15 protein-coding genes are annotated in these 22,627 nt (G+C 63.5%); 8 read left to right on the top strand and 7 right to left on the bottom strand.

Annotated features, from left to right (window positions below):
* Positions 1-61: 61 nt before the first annotated feature.
* Positions 62-2,377, bottom strand: coding sequence for a peptidoglycan glycosyltransferase PbpC (pbpC, locus tag JOE32_RS20385; protein WP_209988125.1), 2,316 nt, complete (start codon positions 2,375-2,377; stop codon positions 62-64).
* A gap of 209 nt (positions 2,378-2,586) precedes the next feature.
* Here pbpC and JOE32_RS20380 point away from each other — a divergent pair, with 209 nt between their 5' ends.
* Positions 2,587-2,880 carry a hypothetical protein gene (locus JOE32_RS20380; RefSeq protein WP_003233162.1) on the top strand — a complete coding sequence of 98 codons (294 nt, stop codon included), beginning with the start codon at positions 2,587-2,589 and terminating at the stop codon, positions 2,878-2,880.
* Between the two features lie 57 nt (positions 2,881-2,937).
* On the opposite strand, the gene JOE32_RS20375 is transcribed toward JOE32_RS20380, so the two are convergent.
* The gene (locus tag JOE32_RS20375; protein ID WP_209988122.1) at positions 2,938-7,833 is read right to left on the bottom strand and encodes an alpha-2-macroglobulin; all 4,896 of its coding nucleotides are present in this window, start codon (positions 7,831-7,833) and stop codon (positions 2,938-2,940) included.
* A 473-nt stretch (positions 7,834-8,306) separates the two neighbouring features.
* Between JOE32_RS20375 and JOE32_RS20370 the strand changes: the two genes are divergently transcribed.
* Complete coding sequence (locus JOE32_RS20370) at positions 8,307-9,644, top strand: MATE family efflux transporter (RefSeq protein WP_209988119.1); 1,338 nt, start codon at positions 8,307-8,309, stop codon at positions 9,642-9,644.
* Here JOE32_RS20370 and JOE32_RS20365 read toward each other — a convergent pair.
* The 5 genes from JOE32_RS20365 to JOE32_RS20345 all read right to left on the bottom strand — a co-directional run bounded on the left by JOE32_RS20365 (position 9,589) and on the right by JOE32_RS20345 (position 14,836).
* Complete coding sequence (locus tag JOE32_RS20365) at positions 9,589-10,482, bottom strand: alpha/beta hydrolase (RefSeq protein ID WP_209988116.1); 894 nt, start codon at positions 10,480-10,482, stop codon at positions 9,589-9,591. The two genes, JOE32_RS20370 and JOE32_RS20365, sit on opposite strands and share 56 nt — an antisense overlap.
* Positions 10,483-10,618: 136 nt before the next feature.
* Positions 10,619-12,532 carry an arginine decarboxylase gene (gene speA, locus JOE32_RS20360; RefSeq protein ID WP_003233168.1) on the bottom strand — a complete coding sequence of 638 codons (1,914 nt, stop codon included), beginning with the start codon at positions 12,530-12,532 and terminating at the stop codon, positions 10,619-10,621.
* A gap of 142 nt (positions 12,533-12,674) precedes the next feature.
* Entirely contained in the window at positions 12,675-13,046 is a 372-nt protein-coding gene (locus JOE32_RS20355) for a translation initiation factor Sui1 (protein ID WP_209988113.1), read from the bottom strand.
* A gap of 183 nt (positions 13,047-13,229) precedes the next feature.
* Positions 13,230-13,766, bottom strand: coding sequence for an NUDIX hydrolase (locus JOE32_RS20350; protein WP_209988110.1), 537 nt, complete (start codon positions 13,764-13,766; stop codon positions 13,230-13,232).
* Between the two features lie 2 nt (positions 13,767-13,768).
* Positions 13,769-14,836 carry a DUF2333 family protein gene (locus tag JOE32_RS20345; protein WP_209988107.1) on the bottom strand — a complete coding sequence of 356 codons (1,068 nt, stop codon included), beginning with the start codon at positions 14,834-14,836 and terminating at the stop codon, positions 13,769-13,771.
* Between the two features lie 300 nt (positions 14,837-15,136).
* Here JOE32_RS20345 and JOE32_RS20340 point away from each other — a divergent pair, with 300 nt between their 5' ends.
* From JOE32_RS20340 to prmA, 6 genes are all read left to right on the top strand, one after another.
* Complete coding sequence (locus JOE32_RS20340) at positions 15,137-16,807, top strand: PleD family two-component system response regulator (protein ID WP_209988104.1); 1,671 nt, start codon at positions 15,137-15,139, stop codon at positions 16,805-16,807.
* A gap of 53 nt (positions 16,808-16,860) precedes the next feature.
* Positions 16,861-18,822, top strand: coding sequence for a methyl-accepting chemotaxis protein (locus JOE32_RS20335; RefSeq protein ID WP_209988100.1), 1,962 nt, complete (start codon positions 16,861-16,863; stop codon positions 18,820-18,822).
* Positions 18,823-19,129: 307 nt separating this feature from the next.
* Positions 19,130-19,585 carry a type II 3-dehydroquinate dehydratase gene (gene aroQ / locus JOE32_RS20330; RefSeq protein ID WP_015373673.1) on the top strand — a complete coding sequence of 152 codons (456 nt, stop codon included), beginning with the start codon at positions 19,130-19,132 and terminating at the stop codon, positions 19,583-19,585.
* A gap of 24 nt (positions 19,586-19,609) precedes the next feature.
* Positions 19,610-20,071 carry an acetyl-CoA carboxylase biotin carboxyl carrier protein gene (gene accB / locus JOE32_RS20325; protein ID WP_015373672.1) on the top strand — a complete coding sequence of 154 codons (462 nt, stop codon included), beginning with the start codon at positions 19,610-19,612 and terminating at the stop codon, positions 20,069-20,071.
* 17 nt (positions 20,072-20,088) lie between these two features.
* Complete coding sequence (gene accC / locus JOE32_RS20320) at positions 20,089-21,450, top strand: acetyl-CoA carboxylase biotin carboxylase subunit (protein WP_046033970.1); 1,362 nt, start codon at positions 20,089-20,091, stop codon at positions 21,448-21,450.
* Between the two features lie 293 nt (positions 21,451-21,743).
* A complete protein-coding gene (gene prmA / locus JOE32_RS20315; RefSeq protein ID WP_209988097.1) occupies positions 21,744-22,622 on the top strand; it encodes a 50S ribosomal protein L11 methyltransferase in 879 nt (292 codons plus the stop codon).
* Positions 22,623-22,627: the final 5 nt, after the last annotated feature.

Here is a 22,627-nt window from a genome sequence, read left to right as displayed (position 1 = left end):
TCCCACAGTTGAAGGTATTCACACCACACAATGTGGGAGGGGGCTTGCTCCCGATGAGGCCTTAATCAACAACGCTGAACTCAATCCTGGCCGTCTGCCCGGCCTCATCCAGCACACTGAGCTGATAACGCCCGAGCCGATCAAAGCTGGCATTGATGCTGTCCTGGTTGGCACTGTCCCCCAGCGGCGCGCCGTTGAGGAACCACCAGCGCCGACCACTGCCCCCCAGCGCCGATAGCTTCAGGCGCAGCGCCTGCTGGCTGGCGGCCGGCAGGCGCAGCTGGTCACCTTCGCGCACGCCGACAATCGACAACGGCGACGCCGCCGCCAGTGCCGGCGGCGGGCAATCCGGGTCCGCCGCCGGAATCCGCGCTTCACGGCGCTCCACCTTCGGCAGCCACGGTTCCAGCGGCGCGGGCCACAGGGCAATGTCCCGGGCAACCGCGCCGGGGCAATGGGCGTCGACGCGCAAGCCCTTGGCGTTGACCCACACAGTTTCCTTGAGGCCCACGCTCAGCGGCTGATCCAGCGCCTGCAGGGTCGGCGGCGTGGTGTTGTCAAGCGTCCAGGCAAAGCGCTGGCGCCGACAATTGGGGTCGCTGCGGCTCATGGGCTGGCCCAGCGGCCAGCAGATCGCCGCGACCCCGACATTGGCCGGCACCGGCTTGACCGGCGCACTGATGCCGCGCTGGCTGTCGCGGTTGGCCAGCACATCGTGCACCTGCAACATCAACGGCGCCGCCGACGCCAGGCCGAACTGCCCCGGCACCGGCGTGCCGTCCGGCCGGCCGATCCACACGCCGATCAGATAGCGCGGCCCCACGCCAATCGCCCAGGCATCGCGAAAGCCATAGCTGGTGCCAGTCTTCCAGGCCAGCGTCGGGCGTTGCACCAGCTCGGCACGCGGGTCACGGTCGGGCCGCGCCTGGCCGCTGAGGATGCGCCGCACAATCCAGGCGGCCCCCGGCGACAGCAACGGACGCTCGCGCAAGACGTCGTCCGGCTGCAAACGGAGGGTCGCGCTTTTGCCGTCGCGGGCAAACGCACTGTAGCCACTCACTAAATCCTCAAGGCGACTGCCAGCCCCGCCGAGGATCAGCGCCAGGTTTGGCTCGGCCAGCGCCGGCAATGCCAGGGGCACGCCGCCGATGCGCATCTGCGCGGCAAACCGCTTGGGCCCGTAGGCTTCCAGCAACTGCACCGCCGGCAGATTCAACGAACTGGACAGCGCGGTACTGGCCGGCACCGCGCCGGTAAAGCCCATGGAAAAATTGCCCGGTCGATAATCGCCATAGCGCCGGGGCACGTCCTGCAACAGCGATTCGGAATGAATCAGCCCCTCGTCCAGGGCCATGCCGTACAAAAACGGTTTCAAGGTCGAGCCGGGCGAGCGCAGGGCGCTGATCATGTCCACATGGCCGAAGCGCCTGGCGTCGTTGATGTCCACCGAGCCCAGGTAAGCGCGCACGGCCATGGTTTCTTCCTCCACCACCAGAATCGCGGCCGAGGTGTGCTCGGGCAGGCGCGCGCGCCAGCCCAGCAACAGGTCTTCGAGACGGCGCTGCAGGGTGGCATCCAGCGTGGTGCGGATCAGCGGCGGGCTGTCCGGGCGGTTAAGGCGACGCGCGAGCAACGGCGCCAGGCTCGGTTCCAGGCGCGGCGCCAGCAGCAGCGGTTCTTCCAGGGCCTCATCGACCGCCGCCTGCGGCCACACCTGAAACTCGGCGAGGCGGCGCAGCACTTTGTCCCGGGCCTGCTGGGCACGCTGCGGGTGGCGGTCCGGGCGCAGGCGGCTGGGCGCCTGGGGCAATACCGCGAGCAAGGCGGCTTCGGCACGGGTGAGCTGCGCCGGAGACTTGCCCAGGTACGCCCAACTGGCCGCCGCCACTCCCTGCAAGGTACCGCCGAACGGCGCGCGGTTGAGATAGAGGTTAAGAATCTGCTCCTTGGACAGGTGCCACTCCAGCTGCGCGGTGCGCCACAGCTGACGCAACTTGCCGTGCCAGGTGCGCGAATGCGGGTCGAGCAGGCGCGCCACCTGCATCGACAGGGTGCTGCCGCCCGACACCACCCGTGCGCCGGTAAGGTTCTGCCAGGTGGCGCGCACCAGTGCCAGCGGGTTTACGCCGGGGTGCTCGTAGAACCAGCGGTCTTCGTAGGTGAGCAGTGCATCGAGGTAATACGGTGAGACTTCACCGGTTTGTACGGGGTAACGCCATACACCGTTGGCATCGGCAAAGCGCCACAAGGGCGTGCCATCCTCGGCCAGCACCACACGGGCGAGGTCATCGCGGGGCAGCGGCAAGGGCCAGAGGCGGTCGGCCAGCCATAGCAGCGCTATCACCAACAACACAATCGCAAAGGCCCAGCGCAGCACCTGTGGGAGGGGGCTTGCTCCCGATGGCGACCTTCCAGCCAACTTATTCACCGCTGACACACCGCTATCGGGAGCAAGCCCCCTCCCACGTTGAATTGCATGATTAATCGAAAACTCAAACCGCCAAACCTCTATGCTTGCAGGGAACTAGCCCGCGTTATCGGCAACCAAAGGCACACACACGCCCACCTTCTCATCAGGACACACACATGCAGGTAGAAAGCTTCTTCGAATGGTTGGGCCAGGCACTGGGTTCGGTGATCCGGTTTATCGTCGACGGCCTCAGCGGCCTGTTCGGGGCGTTGACCCATGCCGGCGGCAACTTTGTCGAAGGCCTGTCGCGCACCCTGGGCATGGACACCTCGATCATCAGCATCATCACCCTGATCATCGGCCTGATGCTGCTGTACTCGGCGGTACGTGCGTTCATGCGCGCCTCGATCATCATGGGGATCATCTGGCTGATGCTGGGGTTGTGGTTGCTCAGCTGGGTGGTGCACTGATCCCCTGTGGGAGAGCGCTGGCTCCCTCCCACATTTGCCCCCTTACACATCGGGCCGTCAGCGGCCCTTGATCACCATGTCTGCCGGGGTCTCGCCCACCGCCTGCCAGTTCGGCCGGTACATCGACTCCACCTGCGGCGGCGGCACACGGTAGGTGCCCGGGGTGACCGCACGCGCCAGGTACAGCAGGTGCGTGGCGCCGTAGCCGTCCAGGTTCAGCGCCGCCACATAGCGGTCATCGCGGAACTCCTGATGTTTGAGCGATGCGTTCTGCATCGACTCGCGCCATTCCTTCACCTGGCTGCTGGCGTTCTCAAGGCTGGCGGCGCTTTGCGCCAGGTTCTGGTTTTCCAGCTCCAGGCCGGCCGGCAGCAGGTCCACCACCAGCGCATCCGGCACGCGCTGTTTGGCACCGACCGTCAAGTGCACCAGCACCAGGTCGCCGCTGTTGAGGTTACGCAGGTTCAACGGCTGCCCGTTCATGCCCAGGTATTCGCGGTGGATACTCAGGTTGTCGCCGCCCGGCGCCGGTGGCACTTGTGGATAACCCGAAATCGTCAGTTGCTGATACACCGGCGTTTCACCCCCGTTGCTCAGGCTGAGGTCGCCCGACAGCGACTTGTCATCCAGTTGCACAGTCGAGTGCTGGTTGTTCAGTGCCTGCGCACCGCCGCTGCCGGTCAAGGCGACCTGCCAGTTCGCCTCGGGCTGGGCAAACCCGAGCCGCCCGGCCAGGAACAGTGAATTGCGCTCCTGGGTCGACAGGTACGGACTGGCCGCCAACTGGTCCGACAAGCTGAACAGGCGCTCTTCACGCGTACCCTTGGCCAAGTCATTTTCCTCCAGCAACGCCAGGATCATCGCCTGATCGCGCAGCGGGCTGCCGTAGTCGGCCAGCCATTCCTTGGCGCCGCGCTGGGCGGCGAGCCCTGCCTGCAATGCCTGATCGGCACGCGGCTGGTCACCCATCTTCTGCAACGCGATGGACAATTGCACCAGCGGCAACCCGGAACGCGCGTCGCTGCGTCGCTCGAAAATGCTGCGCAATGCGCCCAACGGCGCCTGTTGACTGCGCGCCAGCACCATGCCGGCGTAAGCCTGTACGGCAAAGCGGGTGTGTTCGGCGTTGTCGCTGTAGTCCACCTCGATCAGGTTGCGCTCCTGCACATAGCGCAGCAGGCGCTCACTGGCTTTTTTCAAGGCGTCAGGCGGCACGGCAAAACCCTGGTCGCGGGCGCGCAGCAGGAAGTCGGTGACGTAGGCGGTCAGCCAGTATTCCTCCTCGCCATCGGCGCCCCACAGGCCAAAGCTGCCGTTATAGCGCTGCATGCCCAGCAGACGCTCGATGCCCAGCTCGATCTTGCGCTTGCGCTCGGCGTCCGGTTCGCCCTTGATGCTCAGGCGTTTGAGCAACGCCTCATCGGCATACAGCGAGGGATACAAGCCGCTGGCGGTTTGCTCCAGGCAACCGTAGGGATACGCCTTGAGCGCCGCGATTTGCGCGCCCAGGTTCAACGGCGGCCGGCTCGACAGGCTCAACAGCGCCTCACGCCCGGAGGCATCGAACTGATCCAGCGCGCCCGCCGGCAGGCTCCACGGCTGGTCCTTGAGCACCGCGCGGTAGTGTTTGAGCAACGCCGGGTAGGCCGGGCGCACGCCCAGGGTCCATTCGCGGCTGAACGGCGGCAGGTTTTCGCCCGGCAAGTCCAGGCCATTGACGCTCACCTTGACCTTGCCCTGCCCCAGGCCGCCCCAGGCTTTCACCGGAATGCGCAACGTGGTGCGCTGGCCCTGTTTCAACTCGACGGTTTGCGCACCGCCATTGACCAGCTCCAGTTGCCCTTCGGCGCTCAACTGCACTTCCAGTTTCTGCGCCTTGCCTGACAGGTTGGACAGGTCCAGCGCCAGGCTGGTCTGGTCGCCACCGGCCAGAAAGCGTGGCGCCGACAGTTCAGCGATCAGCGGTGCGGCGATCACCGTCTTGCCCTCGGCCATGCCGTAGCGGTCATCGCTCCAGGCCTGGGCCATCAGGCGCAGTTCGCCGTTGAAGTCGGGGATATTGACGCTGACTTCGCCCTCACCCTGCTCGTTCAAGGTGACCGGCGCGCTTTGCAGGGCGACGATGGTCACGCTGGTGTCCGGGCGCTTGCCGCCCTTGGCCAGCGCGGCGTCGCCACCGAACGCCAGGCTGGCCAGACGGCCCTGCCCGGCTTCGATCAACTGGCCGTAGATGTCGAACTGATCGACCCCGTAGGCCTTGCGGCCGAACAGGCTGGAGTACGGGTCGGGCGTCGGGTATTCGGTGATATTGAGGATGCCCACGTCCACCGCCGCCAGCAGCACATGCACCTGCCTGGGTACGCTGCCGTCGGCATTTTTGGCGGCGATCTTCACCGTCAGCGGTTGTTTGGGCCGCATTTTTTCCGGCGCGGTGAGGGTCAGGCCGAGTTTGCGCTGGGTGCGATCCAGCGGCAGGTGCAGCAAGCCCACGGCGCGCTTGGGGGTGATATTGGCCTTGCGCTCGCCGGGACGAACCACCAGGGCGCTGACGTACAGGTCATGCCGCGCCCATGTCGGGTCGAGTTTAACGGCGAAGCTTTTGCCTTCGGCCGGCACGTCGATTTCCTGCCACCACAACGGCCCTTCGGCGGATTCCACCAGCAGGTAGCCCTTACCGGCCGCCGGCGGCGTCACCGTGACGTTGGCGGTGTCGCCGTCGCCATAGGCGGGTTTATCCAGCGCCAGCTTGACCTGATCCGGCCGCACGGCGCCGCCTTCAGTGTTGTCCTGGGCCTGGTAGCCGGCCCAGAACCGCAGGCTGCTGACCAGCCCGGTCTGCGGGTCTTCAACCTCGACGCGGTAAGGGCCCCACTCCACCTGGAAGCTGACCCTGGCGGTATCGCCGGCCTTGATATTGAGGGTCTGCTCGTCGAGGTTGAGGAATTTTTCGTTGAAGTGATAGCTCCAGCCGTCGTTGTCGGAGTAGTTCCAGTAGTAGTCACGACGCTCGCGCACCAGGCGCACCTTGAGGTTCTGCGCGGCAAGTTTCTGCCCCGCCTGGTTGGCCACCAGCACTTCGAATTCCGCCGGGCCGTCACCATTGGTTTCCTTGCCGTCAAACAGCCCGCGCAGGCCCGGCAGCTGCTCGGCCGGCCAGATCGGCTGCACCAGACGCCGGGTGATCGGGCGTCCGCCGGACTCCTGCAGGCTGGCCTGCACGATCAGCTGCAGCGGTGATTTGGCCTCGGCCCATTTGCTTTCCAGGGTCAACGCCTGCTGGCCCTTGGCGTCGAGCACGCTTTCGTCCAGCTCGAAATCCTGGCTCAGCTCTTCTTCGGTGACCGAGCCGAACTGGTAACCCGGCAGCGACTTGACCGCTTCGCGCAGCGGGCGCACGTAGACCTGGCCGCTGACCCGATTGCCCGACGCCGGGGCGCCGTACAGGTAGCGCCCATTTACCTGGATGACCGGGTTGTCCGCCGGGCTCAGCGCGGTGTCGCTGCCCTTGAGTTCCAGCGCCAACCGCTCGGGCAGGAAATCCTCGACGAGAAATTCATACAACTGCGGTTTGCCGTCGCCCAGGTCGAACACCAGTTGCCAGCGCCCGGTCGGCGCTTCGCCGGCCAGTTGCAAGGGGTATTGATAGAGGCCAGAGGCATCGGCCTCCCACACGAATTTGCGGCTCACCTGTTCGTCCGGGCGGCGCACCTCGACGCTCACCGGCTGCGGCTTGACGGCGTTGCCGTCCTTGTCGCGCAGCAGGGCATTGAGCAGCACGGTTTCGCCGGGGCGATACAGGTCGCGCGGGCCAAACACAAAAAACTGCAACGGGTGTGACGGTTGCCCGCCGATATCGAATTCGGCCAGGTCCAACGCCGCACTGTCCAGACGCAACAGGCTGGTTTGCTCGCCCTGTTTGGCCAGCAGCACCTGGGCCTTTTTCGGCAGCGGCAACTCGGCGTGGCCGCCCTGTTCGGTCTTGCCCTGGCCCAATACGCGGCCCTCGGCGTCCAGCACTTCAAGCTCGACGCCCTCCAGCGCCTTGCCGCCTTCCAGCGCCTGGGTGAACACATCCAGGCGATTGGCGTAGCGGTGCACCGACAGGCCGATATCACTCAAGGTGAACAGCGTGGCCGGTTGCGAATAGTTGTAGGTGCCCGACGCGCGCATCACCGCCAGGTACACGCCTGGCTGCTGCAATTGCTTGAGCCCGGCGATCGGCAACAACAGGGTTTCACGGGTGTTGCGCGCCGGGTTCAGGTCGAAGCGGCCGCCGTAGACCAGGTCGGCCAGGGGCAGCAGTTCCTGGGATTCATAGCTTTGCAGGCTGGTGTTGCGCCCCCATTGCGCCAGGAACGTGGGCAGGGATTCGGGCTTGATGCGGAAGAACTCCACATCGATCTTGTCGACATTCAGCGCGATCACCGGCAAACCTTCGGCCAGACGCGTGGGCAACAGGGTGCCGCGGCTGGCGAAGCCGACGGTGGCCTGCAGGTCACGGGTTTCCAGGCGCGCGGTGTATTCGGCGGGCAGCAGATTGTTGTTCACCGCCTTCACACCGGGGTCGACGGTGAGCACCAGTTTGCGCTGCGGCTCAAGATGACGCAGGCGCAGTTCCATGAGGTTGTCGGACAGCTCCCAGGCGCCATCGACCTTGCCGGACTTGCTGTCGACCAGATGCAGCTTGTCGGCGAATTTCTGGTCCGGATCCAACGGGATGGAAAAGCTCACCGACAAGGTACTGGCCCCGTCCAGCTGTACTTCGGACACGTCCACCACGCTCAACTCGCGCCCGGCGTAGCGTTGCTTCAACGCCGCCACATCCGGCGCCACCTTGGCCGACTTGGGCACCGCCGCCGCGCTGGGCGCAGACGGTGCAGCCGGTTTATCGGAGGAATCGCAGGCGCTCAGCAGGGCCAGCGCACAGGCCAGGAACAATCCTTTGTTAAGCATGGGGCACTCGTAGTGAGAGGGAACCGGGTGTGAACTATATATCAGCCGTAGCGAGACTGCCGCTGGAGATCAAAAGGTGGAGAGACCTTTTATCAAACACAAAATAACGGGTTGATTTTAAAACCTGAAACGTCAGGCAACCCCACTCCTGTGGCGAGCGGGCTTGCCATAATGCCGTTCAGTCAAGCGCAGATTCCCTGTGGCGAGCAGGCTTGTCCTGCGTTGGGCTGCGCAGCAGCCCCAAAGCCAGGCGCTGAGCCGTATCAGGTACACCGCGTTTTGCTCGATTGGGGGCGCTTCGCACCCCAACGCGGGGCAAGCCCGCTCGCCACAATAAGCCCACACATTTTCCTTAACTGAACGGCATTAGGGCTTGCCACAGAGACTCTGTTTGCTGCGCGACACTGCCTCCCACATTGGTTCCTTGGTGTGGTTAATACGAGGTTACAATGCCGCTCCCCGAAGGAGTCCCCATGCCGACCTTACTGAACGACTGGCGCGACCGCCCCACTCATCGCCGTGTCTGGGCGCTGGCGGCGCCGATGATTCTTTCGAATATTTCCGTGCCGCTGGTGGCGCTGGTGGACAGCATGGTCATCGGCCACTTGCCTCACGCCCATCAGTTGGGCGCCGTCGCGGTCGGGGCCACGCTGTATACCTTCCTCGCCTGGGCCATGGGCTTTCTGCGCATGGGCTCCACCGGCTTTGCCGCCCAGGCTGCCGGGCGCAATGACGGCGCGGCGTTGCGGCAAATTCTGCTGCAGGGTCTGCTGCTGGCGCTGGGCCTGGCGATGCTGCTCGGCACCGTGGGCATCCCCCTCAGCCATCTGGCGCTGGAATGGATGCAGCCCTCGCCCGAACTGGGCCAGCTCACCCGCGAGTTTTTCCACACCCGCCTGTTCGGCCTGCCTGCCGCGCTGGCCAGCTACGCCCTGGTCGGCTGGTTTCTCGGCACGCAGAACGCCCGTGCACCGCTGGCGATTCTGCTGACCACCAACCTGGTGAACATCGCACTCAACCTGTGGTTCGTGCTCGGCCTGGATTGGGGCGTGGTCGGCTCCGCCCGCGCGTCGGTGATCGCCGAATGGACCGGCGCCCTGCTGGGCCTGGCCCTGACGCAAAAAGCCCTGCGCGCCTACCCCGGACAGATCGCCTGGGCCGCGCTCAAGGTGTGGCAGAACTGGCGGCCGCTGCTGGCGGTCAACCGCGATATTTTTATCCGCAGCCTGGCCTTGCAGTCGGTGTTTTTCATGATCACCGTGCAAGGCGCGCGCTTGGGCGATGCCACGGTGGCGGCCAATGCGCTGCTGCTCAACGGCCTGTTGCTGACTGCCCACGCGCTGGACGGCCTGGCCCACGCGGTGGAAGCCCTGTGCGGTCACGCCATCGGCGCCCACGACCGCCAGGCCCTGCGCCGCTCACTGATCGTCGCCTGCGGCTGGTCACTGATCGCCAGCGTCGGGTTCGCCCTGCTGTTCACCTTCGCCGGCCATCTGTTTATCGCCATGCAGACCGACATCCCCAGCGTGCGCGACACCGCCGACCGCTACCTGCCCTATCTGGCCGTGCTGCCGCTGATTGCGGTGTGGAGTTACGTACTCGACGGGCTGTTTATCGGCGCCACCCGCGCGCGGGAGATGCGCAACGGCATGCTGCTGACGGTGTTGATCCTGCTGCCCATCGCCTGGCTGTTGCAGGGTTACGGCAACCACGGCCTGTGGATCAGCTTCCTGCTGTTCATGGCCGTGCGCAGCCTTACCTTGTGGGCAATTGCCTGGCGCTTGAATCGACAGGATCGCTGGCTTGGATGAATGCCGTGACGCGCTCCAGCACCGGCGCCAGCCAACGCAGGGGTTTGGACAGGGCCGCCACCAGCGTCTGGTGGTTGGTGCGACCGAAGTAGAACGTCTGCACCGGCACGCCTGCCGCCGCCAGTCGTTCAGCCAGCCCACCGGTATTGCGCGTGGGATTGACCAGGTTGTCATCGTTGGAAGCAATCAACAGGCTGGGCGGCGCCGCAGCGCTGACATGGTTGATCGGCTGCGAATCCGGCGGTGAATCAGGGAAGAAAAACACCGGTTTCACGTCCGGATTTTCAATCGGCAGAAAGTCATAAGGCCCGGCCAGGCCAATCCAGCCTTTGAATACCGACGGCGCCAGTCCCACCTCTTTCAGCCAGCGTGCATCCAGCGCCAGCATCGAAGCGTTGTAGGCGCCGGAGCTGTGGCCCATCACGTAGAGGCGCCTAGGGTCGGCGCCGTAGTCCGCGCTGTGCTGAACGGCCCAGGCCACTGCCTTGGCGCCGTCCTGAAGAAACGCGGGGTAACGCACCTGCGGGTAAAGCCGGTAATCGGCAATCACCACCACAATGCCGCGCGAAGCCAGGGCTTCGCCGACAAAACCGTAATCTTCTCTGGAACCACTGTTCCAGCTGCCACCGTAGAAAAACACCACCACGGGGGCATTCGAGACGGCCGGGAGTGGCCGGTAGACATCGAGCTTCTGCCGGGGGTCGCTGCCATAGGCGATTGCGGGTGTTTTGGTGAAGGTGCTGGAGGGCGTGAGTGCGTTGAGCACTTTGATGGGCGAGCAGGCGGCCATGAAGGCAGCCATCGCCAGGGTGAACATTTGCAGCCATTTGCGCGACATTGCTCAGCCCCCACAAAATTTCAGGATCAGCAGTGCTTCAAATGTGAGAGGGGGCTTGCTCCCGATGGCAGTGTGTCAGTCAACACATGCATCAACTGACAAACCGCAATCGGGAGCAAGCCCCCTGCCGCATGGGTTACGAGGACAGGTACGAAGAGCGCGTCAGGCCCAAACGCAACGCGTCCAGGAACTGCGTGCGTTCCGACGCGGAGATCTTCGCGCTCGCGCACTTGTCGCGGTAGTGGGTCATCAACTCCTCCGGCGACAAATGCACATAACGCAGCATGTCTTCGATGGTGTCGTGGGTCTCGATGCCGGCGCTGTACACCGAACCGTCTTCGCGCTGGTAGATGTTCACCGAGTCGGTGTCACCGAACAGGTTGTGCATGTCGCCAAGAATTTCCTGGTATGCGCCCACCAGGAAGATACCCAGCAGGTAGTCTTCGCCTTCGTTGAGGGCGTGCACCGGCAGGCTGGTCTCGATGCTCTGCTCGTCGACGTACTGCTTGATCTTGCCGTCGGAGTCGCAGGTCAGGTCCTGCAGCACCGCGCGGCGCAGCGGCTCTTCGTCGAGGCGGTGCAACGGCAGGATCGGCAGCACCTGGCCGATGGCCCAGGTGTCCGGCAGGCTCTGGAAGACCGAGAAGTTGCAGATGTACTTGTCGGCCAGCTTGTCGTTGAGTTCGTCCAGCACCTGGCGGTGGGAACGCTGACGCGCCTTGAGCGAGTTGTGCAGGCGGCGGCACACGGCGAAGTAGCATTGTTCGGCCAGGGCTTTTTCGGCCAGGGTCAGTTTGCCGTCGGCGTACTGGGTGGCCACGTCGCTCATGTAGTGGGTGGCGCGCCAGTAGGTCTCGGTGACCATCTCGATGTCGGTCGGCCCCAGCAGGTCCACCAGCCATTGCACGGTTTCCGGCAGGCTTTCCTTGTTTTCGATGGTCGGGATTTCGTCGTTGTGTTTCTCGACGTCGGTGACCTGCACCACCAGCATGGCGTGGTGGGCGGTCAGCGAGCGGCCGCTTTCGGAGAAGATGTTCGGGTGCGGCAGGCTCTGCGCGTCGCAGAACTCCTTGAGCATGCCCACCACCACGCCGGCGTAGTCATCCATGTCGTAGTTGATGGAGCTGGCGTTGCGCGAGTGGGTACCGTCGTAGTCCACGCCCAGGCCACCGCCAACGTCGATGTGGTCCACCGGCAGGCCGAGGTTGCGCAGTTCGCCGTAGTAACGAATGGCTTCCTTGAACCCGTGCTGGTAGTCGGCCAGGTTGGCGATCTGCGAGCCCATGTGAAAGTGCAGCAGGCGGATGCCCTGGTCCAGGCCGGCCGCGCGGAAGCGCTCGACCACCGACAGCAATTGCGCCGCCGACAGACCGAACTTGGACTTCTCGCCACCGGTGTCCGCCCACTTGCTCGACGCCAGGGACGACAGGCGCACGCGCAGGCCCACCTGTGGCTTGACCTTCAGCGACGCGGCCTCTTCGATCACCAGCTCAACTTCGGATTCTTTCTCGATCACGATAAACACGTTGTGACCGAGCTTCTGGCCCATCAGCGCCAGGCGGATGAACTCGCGGTCCTTGTAGCCGTTGCAGACGATGGTGCCGCCTTTTGGCGCCAGGGCCAGCACGGCCAGCAGCTCCGGCTTGGAACCGGCTTCCAGGCCGATGGACACATTCTGGGTAGCGATGATGTTTTCGATCACCGCTTCCTGCTGGTTCACCTTGATCGGGTACAGCGCGGTGTATTTGCTCTGGTATTCCAGGCGCTCGATGTTCGCATCGAAGGCACCGGTGAGCTGGCGCACGCGGTCTTGCAGAATATCGGGGAAGCGCACCAGCAACGGCAGCGACAGGCCGCTTTTGCGCAGTTGGTCGACCTGCTCGTAGAGGTCGACGGGGGTGCTGTTCGGGCCGTTCGGACGGACTTCGACGCGACCGGCTTCATTGATCGCGAAATACCCGGCCCCCCAATGGCGAATCCCGTAAACGCTGCGGCTGTCCGCAACGGTCCATTGGCTGCCATCGTCTTTGCGTGTGCGTCGTACGGACATCGAAGTCCCCTATAAATGAAGGCGAAAGCGCCACCTCAAGCGGAGGCTGGCGCAGTCTAAAGAATGAAAATGACGATTTGCCTGTAAGCAGGTGAGACCTCGCCTGCGGGGCAGAGTTTAGACACAGGTTGGCAAGCGGCCTTCAGCCGCCGGACTTCCTGGCCTTGTAACCGAGCTTGATCAGCTCGGCCAACAGCAGTTCGACGTGATCGCCCTGGATCTCGATGACCCCGTCCTTCAATGCGCCGCCGGTGCCACAGCGCTTTTTCAGCGTGGTGGCCAGCTCCTTGAGCGCGTCTTCGGCCAGGGGCACGCCGGTGATGGTGGTCACCGTCTTGCCGCCACGGCCTTTGCTTTCGCGGCGCACGCGGGCAATGCCGTCACCTTCGGGGATCAGGGTTTGTTTGCAGAGGCAGGCGTCCACGGGCTGGCGACAGTCCGGGCAGTGTCGACCTGCGTCGGTGGAAAATACCAGGCCACCGAGGGCGGCGAAGGATGCGGCTTTTTTGGCCACCGGCAATCCTCTTGGGAGGATGGAGACTGATCGACGTTAGCACAGGGCGAATATCGACCGCGAAGCCCCACTCAGGCAGGGGCAGCGCTACCGAATCGCCAAGGCGGTTCGGGTGAAAAGGCGCGCAGTGTAACGGCAAAAACGCAGCTTGCTAAGGGCCAAATGGCGCCAATTCATGCCGCTTTAGCGACGTGAAGCCAGATAGCGTCGCAAGCCCTCCTGGGCGTCCGGGCAGTAAGGCTTTTGCTCAGCCTCTGCGAGCACGGCTTCCAGGGGCAGAAAGCGCGCTTCCATGACCTCTTCGGGCTGCAGCAACAGCGGTCCGTCCCATATGGCGGAATAGGATGTGCACCACAGGCGGCTGTCGCCGTCTTCGAAATAGAAGTGGTCATGTTCGACCAGTTCGACCCCGCTCACCCCAAGCTCTTCTGCAAGCTCGCGGGCCGCCGACACGGCGTAGCTCTCCCCTGCCGCCACCATGCCGCCGGCTGCCGTGTCCCAGAACCCGGGATACAGCGCCTTGCTGAGGGTGCGCCGATGCACACACAGCTCGCCTTTGGCATTGAACAGAAAGATGAAGGTGCAACGGCCGATCAGGCCGCGCTGGCGAAGGTCGGAACGTACAAGGTGGCCGAGCAGGTTGTCCTGCTCGTCCACCCAGCAGATCAATTCAGCATCCGAGGCCGCTCGGTGTGCGGCCTCTTTTTGAATAGCGTCCATCATCAACCCTGATTGAGGAGCTGACGCAAATCGATCACTGCAGCGTTTGCTCGGGAAATATAGTTGGCCATCACCAGCGAATGATTCGCCAGTACCCCGAAGCCACTGCCGTTAAGAATCATCGGACTCCACACCGGTTCCTGCGAGGCCTCCAGCTCACGAATGATCTGGCGCACGCTGACGGTGGCGTTTTTCTTGGCCAGCACGTCGGCAAAATCGACTTCGATGGCACGCAGCAGGTGGGACAGGGCCCAGGCCTGGCCGCGCGCTTCGTAGAACACGTTATCGATCTGCATCCATGGGGTTTCCACCACTTCTTCGTCGACCTGCGGCACTTCACCTGGCGCCAGCGCCTCGGTTTTCAGCGCGGTGTTGAGTTTCACCCGGCCCACGCTGGCCGACAGGCGTTGCGACAGCGAGCCCAGGCGCGTAGCAACATCGCCCAGCCAGTTGTTGAGGTTGTCGGCACGCGCATAAAACAGCGCGCCGCGCTGGTTCGGGTCGGACAGACGCGCTTCGTAGCGGCTCAGGGAGTTGATGCCTTGCTGGTATTCCGACTCGCTGGAGGGCAGCACCCAGCTCTTGTTGTCAAAGTTGAAGCGCGGCTCGGCCTTGGCCAGGTCAGCGTCTTCGGCCGATTGCGACTGGGAACGGGCAAAATCCTTACGCAGGGCACGGGTCAGGTCACGCACCTGCACCAGCACGCCGTATTCCCAGCTCGGCATGTTGTCCATCCACAGGCCGGGCGGGAAGCGGTCGTTGGAAATGTAGCCACCTGGCTTGTTCAGCAAGGTGCCGACAACGGTCTTGAGGGTTTCGACGGTGGTGTAACCGATCACCATCTGCTTGCCTTCCTGCTCGGCGGCAAGCTGGGCATTCTGCTGCACCGGAAACAGCGCAGGCTCTTCGCTCCAATACCAGCCCAGGGCACCGGTGACCAATAGGTACAAGCCGAGCACAGCGAGCACGGCGCGGCTCATCAGTACGCTGCGCAAATAGCCGCGTTGGGTCGACTTGGGCTCAGGGGCGGGGCCTTTGGCACTGCCTGCGCGGTTTTTCCAGTCCAGCATGGCGATATCCTTTCAATCACTTGAGTTCATGCACTTCAAAAGGCGGCGTGCGTTCAAATATTCCGACCACAACCCTAACCCATCGTGCCCGTCAGTGCGCAGGCTTTGCGCAAACTGGCGGTTGCCGGGCAGTCGACTATAAAGGATGCACGCTTTTTTTTGCGCGACGCGACGAGCAGGACCGTGACTGAATATCAGCGGCGCGCAGTTTATTGACATACAACACTCATCCGACCGAAAGAGGTGCTAGCATAGCGCCATCAGTCGACCTCAGCATGCAGCCTAACTAGTAGTCAGGATATGACCGAGTCAGAAGACCCCAGCCGTGAACGCCTCAAGCAGCATTTTGCCCAGCGGGTAATTCATCAGGCGCGTCAAATTCTCGAGATCTGGCAGCGCCTGCAACGCAGCGAATGGTCCGAGGCTGACTTTTGCGAACTCAGCGAGGCCACCCTGCGCCTGCTGCGCTTTGCCGAGCGCTTCGAACAGCCCGAGCACTGCCAGTTGGCGCGGCATATCGGTGAATCGCTGAAAGCGGTGGACGAAAATCGCGGCCGCCTGAGCAGCCACCTGATCACCGATCTCAACCGCCTGATGCAGCGCCTGTCGCGCACCGGCCTGCGCCAGGGCGACCAACTGGAGCAGACGTTCCTGCCGCCGATGCGCAAGCCGATCTACGTGATGCTGGCCGATCACGACCGCGCTGAACGCCTGGCCAAGCAGCTGGAATTCTTTGGCCTGAGCGCGCAATCCCTGGACAGCGTGGCGGCGTTTCGCTCGTCCATGGCCGAGCGCCTGCCATCGGCGCTGGTGATGGACGTGGACTTCTGCGGCGCAGGCCTGGGCCTCAAGCTCGCCGCCGAAGCCCAGGAGGGACTGGAGCAGAAACTGCCGCTGCTGTTTTTCAGCCTGCATGAAACCGACACCCCGACGCGCCTGGCGGCGGTGCGTGCCGGCGGCCAGGAATTCCTTACCGGCACCCTCGAAGCATCGAGCCTGCTGGAAAAGATCGAGGTGCTCACCTGCGTCGCCCAGTACGAGCCCTATAAAGTGTTGATCATCGACGACTCGCGGGCCCAGGCGCTGCACACCGAGCGGCTGCTCAACAGCGCCGGCATCGTCACCCGCACGCTGATCGAGCCGATCCAGGCCATGGCCGAGCTGGCCGATTTCCAGCCCGACCTGATCATCCTCGACATGTACATGCCCGCCTGCACCGGCACCGAACTGGCCAAGGTCATCCGCCACAACGACCGCTACGTGAGCGTGCCGATCATCTACCTGTCGGCCGAAGACGACCTGGACAAGCAGCTGGACGCCATGAGCGAAGGCGGCGACGACTTTCTCACCAAGCCGATCAAGCCGCGCCACCTGATCACCACCGTGCGCAACCGCGCCGCCCGCGCCCGTAACCTCAAGGCGAGGATGGTGCGCGACAGCCTGACCGGGCTGTACAACCACACCCATATCCTGCAATTGCTCGAAGACTGCAGCTTCCGCGCGCGCCGCGAGAACAAGCCGCTGAGTTTTGCCATGCTCGACATCGACCACTTCAAACGGGTCAACGACAGCCACGGCCACCCCATGGGCGACCGCGTGATCAAGAGCCTGGCGCTGTTTCTCAAGCAGCGCCTGCGCAAGACCGACTACATCGGGCGCTACGGCGGTGAAGAGTTTGCCATCGTGATGCCCGACACCGACCTGGAATCGGCCAGCAAAGTGCTGGATGAAATTCGCGAGCGCTTCGCCGAAATCCACTACCCGGCCAAGCCGCAGGATTTGTGGTGCACCTTCAGCGCCGGGCTGGTGGAGCTGTGCGATGATTCCGACAGCCTGATGATGGCCGCCCAGGCCGACGAAGCGCTGTACCGCGCCAAGCACGCTGGACGCAATCGTGTGCATGCCGCGCATGCACCGAATCAAAGTGCCATCTTTTCACCGGAATCGACTGATTCCGTCATAAGGATGTAATGGAAACGCAATAACTTCAGGCGCTTACCTTTTGCTGTCGGTAGAAACCCCGCATGCGCCTGAAGCTGCTGACCAATCTTAATACCCTGCTGCTGGTGGCCGTGTGCCTGGCGCTGGGAGCGACGCTGTGGTGGTCGCAACGCGCGCTGGAGCGTCCCTATTTGCTCATGGAGCGTTACCTGGGCCTGTCACAGACGTTCCAGAACCAGGCCGCGCGCAATATCGACGACTACCTGGCCAGCGGCGATGCCCTGCGCCTGAGCAGCGCCAGCCAGAGCCTGGAAACCCTGTTGCAACAGCTCGACGAATTGCCCGCCGAACTTGCGCAAAACCTGCGCCCCAGCCTGACCAACCTGGAAGCCTTCAGCAGAACCGAGCTGCTGGCCGCCGGCAAACTGGCCGGCGACCCGCAGGCGCTGTTGCTGCAAGCCGAGCGCGAATTGGGCGCCAACCTTGACCAGCTCAGCCAGTACGCCAGCGGCATAAACTCCGCGGATGCCGCACGCTACCTGCCGCCGCTGCTGGCAGCGTCGCAACACCTGGGCCGGTTGTCTCTGGCCCGCGACAAATTGGTGAGCAGCGGGCGCGCGGAACTGGCCGACGATGTAGAGCGCGAAGTCAGCAATATGCGCACCCAGGCCGAGGTGCTGGAACACCTGCCGCTGCTGGGCGTCAAGGCCAGCGCCGACTCCAACACCGACGATTTTTCAGCGCTGATGGGTTTGGAAAACACCACGAAGACCGAAACCCAGGACACCGGCGTCGACCTCAAGCGTGAACTCAACAGCCTGCTCACCCGCTACCCCGCCGAACTCAAGCGCACCCGCGAACAGATCCAGCAGCGCACCGACCTCAGCGCCGCCACCCACCTGAAAATCGCCGCGGTGCAGCAGGCCATTGCCGGGCTGGAACCGGTGGTGCGCGCCCAGCACGGCAAGATCCAGGGCGAGGTGCGCCTGATGCAAGGGCTGATGATCGGCCTGATCCTGCTGATTGCGCTGCTGATCGACACCCTGCAACGGCATCTGGCGCGCAAACTGACCAGCCTGGCACCGGCCCTGTCGACCTGGGCCGAAGGCGACTTCAGTCAGCCGATAGCCCTGGGCAGGACCAACCGCGAACTGCATGACATCGAAGCGTCTCTCAACCGTCTGCGCACGTACCTGGTGGAGCTGGTGGGCACCATTCGCGGCAATGCCGAAGCGGTGGCCGGCACCAGCCGCACCCTGGCCGAGCTGAGCAGCGGCCTGCACGACGGTGCCGAACGCCAGGCCGGGGACACCGCGCAGATTCGCGATTCGCTGGGCGAACTGGAGGCAACCATCCAGCAGGTCGCCGACGATGCCAGCCAGGCCGCCGGCGCCAGTCGCAGCGCCGGCCAGGCGGTGGAACAGGGCCAGCGCGTGATCGGCCTGAGCCTGACCGGGCTGCATGCGCTGGTGGACGAGGTACAGCAGAACGCGCAGATGATCGAGAAACTCGCGGAAGAATCGGCCACCATCGGCGGCGTGCTCACGGTGATCCGCTCGATTGCCGACCAGACCAACCTGCTGGCGCTCAACGCGGCCATCGAAGCCGCGCGCGCGGGTGAGGCGGGGCGCGGGTTTGCCGTGGTCGCCGACGAAGTGCGCTCGCTGGCCCAACGCACCGCCGGCGCCACTGCCGAGATCCAGAGCCTGATTGCCGGCCTGCAGACCGCTGCCCATCAGTCGGTGCAAGGCATGCGCGCGCAGGTCGAACACGCCGAGGCCACCGCCCAGCAAGCCCAGGCGGCGGATGGCGCACTGGATGAGATCGTCGAGGCGATCCAGACCATTTCCGGGACGGCGGTGCGCATTGCCGACGTGACCGCACAGCAAAGTGGCGCGGTGAGCGAGATACGCGACAACAGCGAGCGGATTCACCAACTGGGTGAGGACAATTTGCTGCGTATCGGCCAGGGCCGCAGCCAGGGCGAGCACTTGCTGGTGCTCGGCGGGCAACTGAACACGGCGGTCAAAGCCTTCCGCGTCTAACCTGCCCACTGCAGATCCAAAACCCAATGAAGATCAACAGGTGGGAGGGGGCTTGCCCCCGATTGCAGTGTGTCAGTCTCAGTATCTGTAGCTGATACACCCCTATCGGGGGCAAGCCCCTCCCCCAATGTGATCTCCACAGAATTGGAGACAATGTTACCGATGACTGGATTCAAGCGCTTAGTCACAAATTTTTCGCTATCCTCGCTAATCGTGCTGCCTACTGCATAGAACTGGACAGTCACAAAGGCTTTGCGGCATAGTCGCCGGGTTCTGCCGTACCCACATCAATAACAAGGAACAGCCGATGGCGACCTTTCTGGTTCTTCACGGACCCAATCTGAACCTGCTTGGCACCCGCGAACCGGGCGTCTACGGGGCAGTCACCCTGGACCAGATCAACCTCGACCTGGAACGCAGGGCCCGTGAAGCCGGCCACCATTTGCTCTACCTGCAAAGCAACGCCGAGTACGAACTGATTGATCGCATCCATGCCGCGCGTGGCGAAGGCGTAGATTTTATCCTGATCAATCCCGCCGCTTTTACGCACACAAGTGTTGCATTACGTGACGCGCTGCTGGCGGTGAGCATCCCATTCATCGAAGTGCATTTGTCGAACGTGCACAAACGCGAAGCTTTCCGCCATCACTCCTACTTCTCCGATGTAGCGGTAGGTGTGATCTGCGGCCTTGGCGCCAGCGGTTACCGGCTGGCCCTGGAGGCCGCCCTGGAACAACTTGAACAACCGGCCAAGCGCCCCTGACCGACCCTTGGGAGTTGATGATTCATGGATATCCGTAAAGTCAAGAAACTGATCGAACTGCTGGAAGAATCCGGTATCGACGAGCTGGAAATCAAGGAAGGCGAAGAGTCCGTACGGATCAGCCGTCACAGCAAGACCCCGGCCCAACAGTTCTACGCGCCGCAAATGCAAGCGCCGGCTCCGGCCGCTGCTGCTCCGGCCGCCGCACCTGCTGCCGCTGCGCCTGCCGCACCGGCAGAGCCTGTGCTGAACGGCTTCGTGGTCAAGTCGCCAATGGTCGGTACCTTCTACCGTACCCCGGCACCGACCTCGCCAGCCTTCGTTGAAGTCGGCAAGACCGTGAAAGTGGGCGACACCATCTGCATCGTTGAAGCGATGAAGATGATGAACCACATCACCGCTGAAAAAGCCGGCGTCATTGAATCCATCCTGGTAGAAAACGGTCAGCCGGTTGAGTACGACCAGCCGCTGTTCACCATCGTTTGAACCGCGGAGCGCCTTCGATGTTGAAACCTGCGAAGAAACTGCAAAAAGTCCTGATCGCCAACCGCGGCGAGATCGCGCTGCGTATCCTGCGCGCCTGTAAGGAAGAGGGCATCAAGACCGTCGCTGTTTACTCGACGGCCGATACCGAATTGATGCACGTGAAACTGGCGGACGAAAGCATCTGCATCGGCCCGCCGCTGGCCACGAACTCGTACCTGAAAGTCTCGAACATCATCGCGGCCGCTGAAGTGACCGGCGCTGATGGCATCCACCCAGGCTACGGCTTCCTCGCGGAAAACGCCGACTTCGCCGAACAGGTGGAAAAATCCGGGTTTGCCTTCATTGGCCCGAAAGCCGACACCATTCGCCTGATGGGCGACAAGGTCTCGGCCAAGGACGCGATGATCGCCGCTGGCGTGCCAACCGTTCCAGGCTCCGACGGCCCACTGCCGGAAGACGAGGAAACCGCCCTGCGCATTGGTCGCGAAGTCGGTTACCCGGTGATCATCAAGGCCGCCGGTGGCGGTGGTGGTCGCGGCATGCGCGTGGTGCACAAGGAAGAAGACCTGATCGAAGCCGCCAAGCAGACCCGCTCCGAAGCAGGCGCCTGGTTCGGCAACCCGATGGTCTACCTGGAGAAGTACCTCACCAACCCACGTCACGTGGAAGTGCAGGTACTGTCCGACGGCCAGGGCCACGCCATCCACCTGGGCGACCGCGATTGCTCGCTGCAACGTCGTCACCAGAAGGTACTGGAAGAAGCCCCGGCACCCGGCCTGGACGAAAAAGCCCGCCAGGAAGTACTGGCTCGCTGCGTCAAGGCGTGCATCGACATCAACTACCGTGGCGCCGGTACTTTCGAGTTCCTCTACGAGAACGGCCGCTTCTACTTCATCGAGATGAACACGCGTGTGCAGGTAGAGCACCCGGTGTCGGAGATGGTCACAGGTATCGACATCGTCAAGGAGATGCTGAGCATCGCCGCCGGCAACGTGCTGTCCTTCACCCAGGACGACGTGAAGATGCACGGTCACTCGCTGGAGTGCCGGATCAACGCCGAAGACCCGAAAACCTTTATCCCAAGCCCTGGCCTGGTCAAGCATTTCCACGCGCCCGGCGGCAACGGCGTACGTGTGGATTCGCACCTGTACAGCGGCTACAAGGTTCCGTCCAACTACGACTCGCTGATCGGCAAGCTGATCACCTGGGGCGCCACCCGCGACGAGGCCATGGCCCGCATGCGTAACGCTCTGGACGAAATCGTGGTCGACGGCATCAAGACCAACATCCCGCTGCATCGGGATCTGGTGCGCGATGAAGGCTTCTGCGAAGGTGGTGTGAACATTCACTACCTGGAACACAAGCTGGCCAACCAGTAAGTGCTCCAACCAACAAAGCCGCCTTCGGGCGGCTTTGTTGTTTTTGAGGATTGGCAAAATACCTGTGCCGAGCGGGCTTGTTGTAGCGAGCGGGCTTGCCCCGCGTTGGAGTGCGAAGCACTCCCAATAGGGCATTCCCGGTTTGCCTGCCTAACCGAGAGTGCCGATTTCAGGGCCGCTTCGCGCCCCAACGCGGGGCAAGCCCGCTCGCCACAAGCCCGCTGCTCGCGTAAACTTGCGCGCTTTCGCAGCCCCCTCCCCGCTGCACACTCATTTTTCCAAAGGTGCCCGCCATGCCTTGGCTGCAAGTCCGTCTCGCCATCAGCCCAGAACAAGCCGAAACCTACGAAGACGCGTTCCTCGAAGTGGGCGCCGTGTCGGTGACCTTCATGGACGCCGAAGACCAGCCGATCTTCGAACCCGAACTCAATACCACCCCGCTGTGGTCCCACACCCATTTGCTGGCGCTGTTCGAAGATGGCACCGATGCCGCCTCCGTGCTGGCCCATATGCAACTGCTCACCGGCAGCCCGCTGCCCGAGCATCACAGCGAAGTGATCGAGGACCAGGACTGGGAGCGCAGCTGGATGGACAACTTCCAGCCGATGCGCTTCGGCCAGCGCCTGTGGATCGTGCCGAGCTGGCATGCCGCGCCAGAACCCGATGCGGTCAACCTGCTGCTGGATCCGGGTCTGGCATTCGGCACCGGCACCCACCCCACCACCGCGCTGTGCCTGGAATGGCTGGACGGCCAGGACCTGACCGATTGCAATGTGCTGGACTTCGGCTGTGGCTCGGGGATCCTGGCCATTGCCGCACTGTTGCTGGGCGCCAGGGAGGCCGTGGGCACCGATATCGACGTGCAGGCACTGGAAGCGTCGCGCGACAACGCCGGACGCAACCACATTGCCGAAGGCAAATTCCCGCTGTACCTGCCCCAGGACCTGCCGCAGGTGCAGGCCGATGTGCTGGTGGCCAATATCCTCGCCGGGCCGCTGGTTTCCCTGGCGCCGCAGTTGTCGAGCCTGGTCAAACCGGGCGGGCGCCTGGCGCTGTCGGGCATCCTCGCCGAGCAGGGCGAAGACGTTGCCGCCGCTTACGCGAAGGATTTTGAGCTGGATCCGATCGCCAACCGCGATGGCTGGGTACGCATCAGCGGACGTCGGCGCTAGAATGA

Origin of the sequence: Pseudomonas sp. PvP025 (assembly GCF_017832155.1) — a bacterium.
Taxonomy (GTDB): domain Bacteria; phylum Pseudomonadota; class Gammaproteobacteria; order Pseudomonadales; family Pseudomonadaceae; genus Aquipseudomonas.
This window is presented reverse-complemented; position numbering and strand designations above follow the sequence as displayed.